The organism is Candidatus Limimorpha avicola, from assembly GCF_056978975.1.
Genome location: NZ_DBMCYK010000032.1, coordinates 1 through 5,780 on the forward strand (window position 1 = coordinate 1; position 5,780 = coordinate 5,780).

Annotated in this window: 9 protein-coding genes; 8 read left to right on the forward strand and 1 reads right to left on the reverse strand. The window is 39.6% G+C overall.

Annotated elements, in window-relative coordinates; translation table 11 throughout:
* From ACZOVS_RS10185 to ACZOVS_RS10200, 4 genes are all read left to right on the forward strand, one after another.
* The coding region (locus ACZOVS_RS10185; RefSeq protein ID WP_483997116.1) for a tyrosine-type recombinase/integrase at window positions 1-345 on the forward strand (345 nt) is incomplete at its 5' end.
* Window positions 346-673: 328 nt separating this feature from the next.
* Window positions 674-1,138: a methionyl-tRNA formyltransferase gene (locus ACZOVS_RS10190; RefSeq protein WP_483997117.1), complete on the forward strand. Its 465-nt coding sequence runs from the start codon at window positions 674-676 to the stop codon at window positions 1,136-1,138.
* Window positions 1,139-1,640: 502 nt separating this feature from the next.
* Window positions 1,641-2,018 (forward strand): TnpV protein, encoded by a 378-nt coding sequence (locus ACZOVS_RS10195; RefSeq protein ID WP_440287072.1) that lies wholly within the window; start codon window positions 1,641-1,643, stop codon window positions 2,016-2,018.
* Window positions 2,019-2,183: 165 nt separating this feature from the next.
* Window positions 2,184-2,786, forward strand: coding sequence for an RNA polymerase sigma factor (locus tag ACZOVS_RS10200; protein ID WP_483997118.1), 603 nt, complete (start codon window positions 2,184-2,186; stop codon window positions 2,784-2,786).
* Between the two features lie 906 nt (window positions 2,787-3,692).
* Here ACZOVS_RS10200 and ACZOVS_RS10205 read toward each other — a convergent pair.
* Complete coding sequence (locus ACZOVS_RS10205) at window positions 3,693-4,121, reverse strand: IS91 family transposase (protein WP_483997122.1); 429 nt, start codon at window positions 4,119-4,121, stop codon at window positions 3,693-3,695.
* Here ACZOVS_RS10205 and ACZOVS_RS10210 point away from each other — a divergent pair.
* The 4 genes from ACZOVS_RS10210 to ACZOVS_RS10225 all read left to right on the forward strand — a co-directional run.
* Window positions 4,011-4,241, forward strand: a complete 231-nt coding sequence (locus ACZOVS_RS10210) for a DUF6040 family protein (RefSeq protein WP_483997123.1) — start codon at window positions 4,011-4,013, stop codon at window positions 4,239-4,241. The two genes, ACZOVS_RS10205 and ACZOVS_RS10210, sit on opposite strands and share 111 nt — an antisense overlap.
* Window positions 4,242-4,243: 2 nt before the next feature.
* Window positions 4,244-4,825: a hypothetical protein gene (locus tag ACZOVS_RS10215; protein WP_483997119.1), complete on the forward strand. Its 582-nt coding sequence runs from the start codon at window positions 4,244-4,246 to the stop codon at window positions 4,823-4,825.
* A gap of 58 nt (window positions 4,826-4,883) precedes the next feature.
* The gene (locus ACZOVS_RS10220) at window positions 4,884-5,348 is read left to right on the forward strand and encodes an alpha/beta fold hydrolase (RefSeq protein WP_483997120.1); all 465 of its coding nucleotides are present in this window, start codon (window positions 4,884-4,886) and stop codon (window positions 5,346-5,348) included.
* A 142-nt stretch (window positions 5,349-5,490) separates the two neighbouring features.
* A partial coding sequence (locus ACZOVS_RS10225; protein ID WP_483997121.1) for a DUF6040 family protein occupies window positions 5,491-5,780 on the forward strand: 290 nt, incomplete at its 3' end.

The window sequence follows — 5,780 nt, forward strand, 5'->3', positions numbered from 1 at the left end:
GAGGTCACGATTGACGGATATACAGATTTTATTTTCATCAATCGTTTTGGTCAGGCACAGCACCAAGCCACACTCAACAAAGCAATCCGAAGAATTATCCGTGATTGCAATGATGAGCAGTTTTTGCACAGTGATGAACCTGATGTGTTACTTCCTCATTTTAGCTGCCACTCGCTTAGACATACATTTACAACAAGAATGTGTGAAGCTGGAGTAAATATAAAGGTCATTCAAGACGCACTCGGACATTCAGATATTTCAACTACACTGAACATCTATGCTGATGTTACAAAAGAAATGAAAGCGGAAGAGTTCAAAGGATTGGATAGCTACTTCAAAGTATAATATTGGACTTCACATACAGAAAGAGAACATACAGAGTGTTGTGTGTTCTTTTTTCTTGTTCTGAAGCAGGAAAAGATAAGGCAGCGTTACTTTGATGTGGATTGACATTGTAAATAAGAGAAGTTATAATTTCTTGTATATGAATATGCTCTTGCATATACTACTATCGCCCTACATCATTTACATCATATTTTACATCATTTGCCCGCAAAGTGACTCAAAGTAGAGCAAAAATATGAAGTATGGGGGATAATTGGAATATGGAGAATTTAATAGTATTAACACCAGCTTGGTCGAGTATGAAAGAACCACAAAAAGGGTCCCGACAATGAAGTCGTTAGACGCTGACAAGAAGGCAAATAAGACTTCAGAAGCAGCTCCTGTTGAGGAAACTAAACCTGTTGAAAAAATAGATTTCTCAAATGTTAAAATAGAGCCATTGTTTGAGGAAACAGTTGATTTTGATACATTCTCAAAATCAGATTTCAGAGCAGTTAAGGTTAAAGAATGTGTAGCAGTACCAAAGAGCAAGAAACTTTTACAGTTTACTCTTGATGATGGTACAGGCACAGACAGAACAATTTTAAGTGGTATTCATGCATATTATGAACCGGAAGAGTTAGTCGGAAAGACGCTTATCGCTATCACAAACCTCCCACCTAGAGCAATGATGGGAATTGAGTCTTGTGGTATGCTCCTTTCAGCAGTTAATAACCTCAAGGATTCAGAGGATGAAGAACTTCATCTTTTGATGGTAGATGACCATATTCCTGCAGGTGCAAAGCTCTACTAAGATGATGTAAAGATGTACCGTTTCACCAAATAGACGGGACGTACTTCATTTGTGAAAAAGCTCTGAAAATACACAAATACACCAAATTTACACCAAATGGTGCTTGAAACGGTGCAGAGCTTTAAAAATCGCATAATTTGGAACATCAGCAGGAAAACAAGCACGAGCAAAGCGAGTATTTGTTTTCACCTGATGTGACAACGACAAAATCAAGGAGTGCGAAGCACGGCAACGGCAAAGCCGTTGGATTTTGGAGTGATAAATGAGTGGGCAATTCCAATCGGAATTGCCCATTTTCAGAAAGAAAAAGATAAATTGGAATTTGAAACCGTCAAAATCTTAGGCTGTTACCACCCGTTATAGGGTGATATTAAAATCCTCCAAAAGCCTTGAAACTAAAGGATTTTTCGCAATCTGCTCACCTTATTCCTTTATACGATTTCACACAAGTTTACCCTTGCTCTCGCACCTTATAATGGCAAAAACAATGGAGGATTTCTTAATGGATAAGTATGTTTTTGATGGTAGCAATGGACTTTGGTATGAGCTGATCGGGGACTATTACATTCCCTGTCTTACCTTACCCGCCGAAGAAGAACAGCCAATCGGCATTTGGGGACAGCGGCATTTGCACTATCTGAAAGAGTATCACAGGCTTACATATACCAATTTGCTCACAAACGGAAGGCTGAACGAATACCTTGCTGAGATAGACAAACAGGCAAAGGATATGTTCTTTCGGCTGGTAAAGGAATACGCCGACAGGCAAGGTGTTACAGAACAGTTAAAAGCCGATAAACCGCTTGAATGGGTACAGAGAATGAACAATATCCGAAATGCGGTTGGGGAAGTTGTCAATGCAGAACTAATTTACGCATAAGATACCAGGCGGCAGGGAGTGAACCTTGCCGCTGTTTATATATATGGTCGAGAAATCAAGATTTATGGTATAATTCTAAAAGAGTTGTTTTTTTAAGACCAACGCCCCAAAAAACGTACTTAATAGGTGAAAGCGCTTTTAGGTCAAACGAAGGAGGTGAACAACATGGATGATCTGAGAATCATAGAACTCTACTTTGATAGAAACGAACAGGCAATTACGGAGACGGATACAAAGTACGGCAAACTCTGCCACAGTATCGCCTACAACATTCTGAATAACCACGAGGATTCCAAGGAATGTGTCAACGATACTTATGTGGGGGTATGGAACGCCATTCCGCCTACAAGACCAAATAATTTTATGTCTTTTGTCTGTAAGGTCGCAAGAAATTTGTCGCTTAAGCGGTTAGAATTTATGAAGCGAGAGAAACGGTCGGCAGAGGTAATTTTATCCTTGGATGAGCTTGCGGCGGTATTGCCGGATGACCGGTATGCTCCCAATGTGAGCGACGAGGATGTAGGCAAGCTGATCAGTAAGTTTCTCAGCAGTCAAGAGAAATATGTTAGAGATACGAGAAATATGCGAGTGTCGAAATTGACGGCATTGAGTATTATGGAAAAGGCCGTGCGGTATCAGAAGCATTGGTTAGCGAGAGCATTGGAAACTACACTTTTGTCGGTTATGATGAAATCAATGATGGAAAGAAATATACTGCCGAGTTTGAAGTATACAAGCTACAGAATATCGCTCAAAGTCAGTTTGTAGCCGTGAAGATGGAAGACAGTTATTACGTTTTTAAGAGCAGCGAATACTCTCCTCCGAGCACGCTTGGTGAGCTTATGGAAACGGTAAATCTATCCAAGGTTGTGGAACTGAGCCGCTTTTCCGAAAAAGAAGACAACCCAAACAGCAATCATTTCGTGTTAAACAATGACGATTATATATGGGAAGTTCTTACAGATTGTAAAAGTGCTGTTTTCGTTGAGGATGAATCGTGGATGGTCGGTGACAGAGATTATCTGAGCTTTACGATTACCTCCGATTCTCTTGGCGCCTACAAGGCAGCTCTTTATGTGACGGAGGACGGCTATCTGTGGACTAACGCATTTGACTGGCAGTATTTATTTAACATCGGAGAGGAAGCAGCCGGAAAGATTATCAAGTATGCAAAAGAAAAATCCATCGAAACAGAATATGAAGCGTATAGGAACTCGGTTGCCGGTACAATCGTTGAGATCACAGAAGAATATATCCTTGTGGATGATTCTATTCTGTGCAAGAATCCGGCAGACGGTATCACCTACAAAGTTCTACTAAATGACCTTCGAATCTCCCGTTATGTAGATTATGGAATTGTCAAGGTTGGCGATACAGTACAGATTTCCTATGAAGGCGAAATTGATGAGACCAATGATAATACCATTACAAGCGCAATTTCGGCATCCAAAGCAACTATCTCCAACGGAGATGTATTAATTCCTGAATAAACCATCTACACCCTGCAAGACTTCAAAATCTTGCAGGGTGTTTCTCTGTCTTAAAATGTATGTAATCCCACAAGGCAGAGATACTGCCCTGCGGTGTTGTTTTCGATGTTAAAACTATCTTTCTCTGTCGTGGGATCGGTGCTTCGGTTTCTGCTTGCCCTCTGCCTGCAACCGTTTGAGCTGGTCACAGACACTTACTCTTTCGGGTGGTGCATGGCATGGCAGGTGTATCTATATCTTTCAGCCTGGAAATGTATTTTTGACAGCCAAGGATGTTTCTGCATATGGTAATCTTTGTATTTTTATTTCTTGATGAAAGAAGCCCATAGTGCCTAATACGTACAAAACGTTTTGGAGGAACATGCATTAAAAATCGACGGATAAATTCCTCGCCGGAGAGGGTGCTCTCTTTCCATTGCCCTTGCTTTTTGTAATCCTTAACAGAAAATGTAACTGTAGATTCCGTCATACCTTTGATTCGGTAGTTACTGATAGCAATCCGGTGTGTATATTTTCCAAGATATCTGATGACAGATTCAGCACCATCAAATGGTTTCTTACAATAAGGAATCCATTCCTTTGTATCTGTACCACTTTCAAATTGCCAATCAATCTGCTATTTCTCTTATTATTCGTGCAACTGGTATATGTTGGAATCAGGTGGTATGTAAAGGGATGGACAAATTGCAGCATATGTTTGGCGTTTAATGTTGAAAAAGGGTTTGGAGAATAATTATGAAGACAGTAACAGATGTAAACACAGTAAACCAGCTGTTGACATATTCAAAGCAGGCAGAGGCAGGAATACACCAAAAAGCAATACAGATGTTGCTTGGAGCAGGAAATAATAAAAAACAGGACAGTTTAAGTATTTCTGATGCTGCACGAGGCTTTTCAAAGCAATCCATAGCTGCACTGATAGATAAAAATGCGAATATTTCTAACAGTGAATTAGCTTATTATTTTGCAAACTATAATAATTCAAGTGCTATTTTGGATGCAATCAATTTTGGGGAGAATGTTTCCTGTGGATATAATTCTGATTTTAAGGAGTACGGGGTTATTTCCTTTGACCTTAATGGGAGCAGACAGGTAGTACCTAATTATGCAGTACCGAAAATGAATACAAGCACCATGTCAGGCATTTGTGCTGCGAATAATTCTCTGGTACTAAGTAATAAAAGTTATTATGCATGGACAACATCAAGTGGCGGTAAATATACATGGACGGTCAATAATGGAAGAATAGGCTGGGCAGCCTCGGAATCGTTGCTTGCAGGACTGGAAAGAAGTAGTCCAACAACTATCAATTTCTGATGTCGATTGCCCAGAACTTTTTTCTTCAACAGAAGATGAAATATCCTATTCGCAGATTTTGGGTGATTTAGAACAGCGGTATTCAGAAGTAAAAGAGCCGCTTCGTATCTGCGGTCTTTCGTTAGGTGCGCTTCTTGCGATTGATTTTGCTATTCGACATGAGGAAAAAGTGGATTCGCTGGTTTTGATTGGCGCACAATATAAAGTTCCAAGTTTACTGATAGATTTTCAAAATCTTATCTTCCGTTGTATGCCAAACAAGGTTTTTGAAAGTATGGGACTATCAAAAAGCAGCACCATAAAATTGGCTCACTCTATGCGGTCATTGGATTTTACTTTGCAATTAAATAATATTCGTTGTCCAGTAACAATTTTGTGTGGCAAAAAGGATACTGCCAATCTAAAGGCTTCTAAAAGGTTAAAAGAATTGCTACCCCAAGCTACTTTGCACATCGTTCCAAATGCAGGACATGAACTCAATAAATATGCACCAAACACGATTGCAGAGATATTAAATCAGTAAATTTATCGTGCAAAAAATATAGTAAGATAAATTGTCTGACAGGTAAGCGATCTCTCTCACTTTCATCACAGCATCCCACTGTCCTTATGAAGCATTGATGTTTCTGCTGATATGGTATTCCGTATCAACTACTCTTTTTCAGATGATACGGTCAAAAATATTTATTTCTGATTGCGTGGTATTCTTTGATACAATCGCAACTTTCACACAGACCATTGCTGGCTGGGTTGTACTGGCAGGAAAGAACGTGGCACAGATTAGTGATGGAATATCCAATCCTGTCGTTGCTGGAATTATAAACTGGCTGATAAGAATATTGATTTGCGGTGGATGTCTGGTGGGTGTGGGAATACTTTTGGCATTCATCGAAATAAAGATTGCAGGGCTATATAAGAAATACTGTTGGGATATGATTACCATAATGGTGATACT

What these genes read in the sequence shown, in the direction of transcription:
- ACZOVS_RS10215 (WP_483997119.1), top strand. Translation starts at nt 4,244, where the DNA reads ATGAAGACAGTAACAGATGTAAACACAGTAAACCAGCTGTTGACATAT.
- ACZOVS_RS10190 (WP_483997117.1), top strand. Translation starts at nt 674, where the DNA reads ATGAAGTCGTTAGACGCTGACAAGAAGGCAAATAAGACTTCAGAAGCA.
- ACZOVS_RS10200 (WP_483997118.1), top strand. Translation starts at nt 2,184, where the DNA reads ATGGATGATCTGAGAATCATAGAACTCTACTTTGATAGAAACGAACAG.
- ACZOVS_RS10195 (WP_440287072.1), top strand. Translation starts at nt 1,641, where the DNA reads ATGGATAAGTATGTTTTTGATGGTAGCAATGGACTTTGGTATGAGCTG.